Annotated in this window: 3 protein-coding genes; 2 read left to right on the top strand and 1 reads right to left on the bottom strand. The window is 74.0% G+C overall.

Annotated elements, in window-relative coordinates; translation table 11 throughout:
* Positions 1-106: 106 nt before the first annotated feature.
* Positions 107-649 (bottom strand): hypothetical protein, encoded by a 543-nt coding sequence (locus ACYVE9_RS22370; protein ID WP_461029688.1) that lies wholly within the window; start codon positions 647-649, stop codon positions 107-109.
* Between the two features lie 32 nt (positions 650-681).
* Between ACYVE9_RS22370 and ACYVE9_RS22365 the strand changes: the two genes are divergently transcribed.
* Together ACYVE9_RS22365 and ACYVE9_RS22360 are read left to right on the top strand one after the other, a co-directional pair.
* On the top strand, positions 682-1,389 hold the full coding sequence (locus ACYVE9_RS22365; RefSeq protein WP_461029687.1) for a response regulator transcription factor: 708 nt from the start codon (positions 682-684) through the stop codon (positions 1,387-1,389).
* Positions 1,386-2,595 (top strand): HAMP domain-containing sensor histidine kinase (locus ACYVE9_RS22360; protein ID WP_461029686.1); only part of this gene is annotated, 1,210 nt, incomplete at its 3' end. The genes ACYVE9_RS22365 and ACYVE9_RS22360, both read left to right, overlap by 4 nt.

The following is a 2,595-nucleotide window of genomic DNA, read 5'->3' as shown; positions in this document are numbered from 1 at the left end:
CGCCCCCGCCCGCCGCCGTCTTCGCCCGCGCCCGCCGACACAGCGGCTGACCGCCGGGGGCAGGCCCGACCAGCCGCACCGGCCCGCAGGCGTCGCTCACCGCTGCTCAGTGCTGGTCGAGTTGTACCCGGGGGGCGGAGTCGTGCCAGGTGCAGAAGACGGACGACGAGCGGTCGCCCTTGCTGAAGGTCACCCGGATCCAGAAGTCCTGCTGCCAGACCTGCACCTGCCAGCCCGAGTCGGGGGTGGCGGAGACCAGCGTCGCCGCGTCGGGCTCCAGGTCGAACACGACGAGGCCGCCGTCCGCCGGGTAGGACCTGACCCGGCCGGTCGACGCCTGCTCGGCCGGTGGTTCCTCGGGCGGGGCGGTCGACGGCTGCCGCGAGGGGCTGCCCGACGGTGAACCGGGCGGGGTCTGGGGCTTCTTGCCGGCCGGCGGGGCGGGCTTCGACGGGGACGGTGTGGGCTCTGGGGGCTTGGGACGCCGGGTGGAGGAGCCGATCTCGACGGCGTCCGCGGGCAGCGTCACTGCCCGGGGCGGGTCGTAGGCCGTGCCGGAGAGCACCGTGTGCACGCCGAACCAGGACAGCGCGGCGGCGGCCGAGGTGGCGCACACCCACGCGCCCGCGTGAACCAGTCGACGTTGCATCCAGATCACTCTAATGGCGTACGGTTCCGCGCATGGCAAGTGTGCTCGTCGTTGAGGACGACCAGTTCGTGCGCTCGGCGCTGATCCGCCACCTCACCGAGGCGTCCCACACGGTGCGCAGTGTGGGCACCGCCCTGGAGGCCCTGCGGGAGGTCGCCCAGATCGGGTTCGACGTGGTGGTGCTCGACCTCGGACTGCCCGATCTGGACGGGGCGGAGGCGCTGAAGATGCTGCGCGGCATCACCCAGGTGCCGGTCATCATCGCGACGGCACGGGACGACGAGTCGGAGATCGTGCGGCTGCTCAACGCGGGCGCCGACGACTACCTCGTCAAGCCCTTCTCGGTGGAGCACCTGTCCGCCCGGATGGCCGCCGTGCTGCGGCGCTCCCGCGGCGCGGAGAGCCCGGCCGCAGCGGAGGACACGGCGATCCGGGTCGGCGGCCTGGTCGTCGACCCGATGCGCAGGCAGGCGCGGTTGGACGGCACGACGCTCGACCTGACCCGGCGCGAGTTCGACCTGCTCGCCTTTCTCGCCGGCCGGCCCGGCGTGGTGGTGCCCCGGCGTGAGCTGCTCGCCCAGGTGTGGCAGCAGTCCTACGGCGACGACCAGACCATCGACGTGCACCTGTCCTGGCTGCGGCGCAAGCTCGGTGAGACGGCGGCCCGTCCCCGCTACCTGCACACCCTGCGCGGTGTCGGCGTGAAGCTGGAACCGCCGGGGCCGGGAACGCCGCCGTGAGATGGGCGCTGGTCAAGGTCTGCCTCGCGGTGACCGCGATGGTGGTGATCGCCTTCGCGGTGCCGCTCGGTCTGGTGGTGAAGGAGATGGCCAGGGACCGGGCGTTCTCCAACGCCGAGCGGCAGGCCGCGACGATCGGTCCGGCGCTCGCCATCACCGCCGACCGTTCCCAGTTGCAGCGCGCGGTGGCCAGTACGCAGGCGGGTGCGGAGGGCCGTATCGCGGTGCACGTGCCGGCCGGTGACGGCCGCGGCACCGCCATCGACATCGGGCAGCGCCGGGCGCCGGAGGCCACGTCGGACCGGGGCCGGGCGTCGATCGTGGCGGTTCCCGGCGGGTTCGCGCTGCTCCAGCCGACGGCGGTGAACACCGGCCGGATCGCGGTGGTCGAGGTGTTCGTGCCCGACGAGGAGGTCTCCCGCGGGGTGACCACCGCCTGGCTGGTGCTCGCCGGGGTCGGCCTGGCGCTGGTGGTGGGTTCGGTGGCCGTCGCCGACCGGCTCGGCACCCGCATGGTGCGGCCCGCCGAGCGGCTGGCCGAGGCGGCGGACGAACTGGGCGAGGGCAAGCTGGGGGTACGCGTTCCGGAGCAGGGGCCGACCGAACTGCGCTCGGCGGCCGTGGCGTTCAACATGATGGCCGACCAGGTGGTGCAGTTGCTGGCCAACGAGCGGGAGTTGGCCGCGGATCTCTCGCACCGGCTGCGTACCCCGCTGACCGTGCTGCGGCTGAACGCCGCCTCGCTGGGCGAGGGGGACGTGGCCGACCAGACCCGTCACGCCGTCGCCCAGTTGGAGCGTGAGGTGGACCAGGTCATCCGGACCGCCCGGGAGTCGAAGCCGCAGGCGCCGAGTGGTGTCTCGGTCGGCTGCGACGTGTCCGAAGTGGTCAGGGCGCGCATGGAGTTCTGGTCGGCGCTGGCCGAGGACGAGGGCCGCCGGGCCGGGGTGGCCACCCCTGACCGCCCGGTGCGGGCTCCCGTCGCGCGTGCCGAACTGGCCGCCGCGCTCGACGCGATGCTCGGCAACGTCTTCCGGCACACCCCTGAGGGGACCGCGTTCGCGGTGGACGTGCACGACGGCGGCACGTCCAGCAACGCCGTCATCGTGCTGGTGTCGGACGCCGGGCCCGGCATCGAGGACCCCGAGGCGGCACTGCGGCGCGGGCACGGGGACGGCGGGCCCGGCTCGACCGGGCTCGGCCTGG

The organism is Streptomyces sparsus, assembly GCF_054776295.1.
The sequence above is the reverse complement of the archived record's forward strand: the minus strand, read 5'-3'. Positions and strand labels throughout refer to the sequence as shown.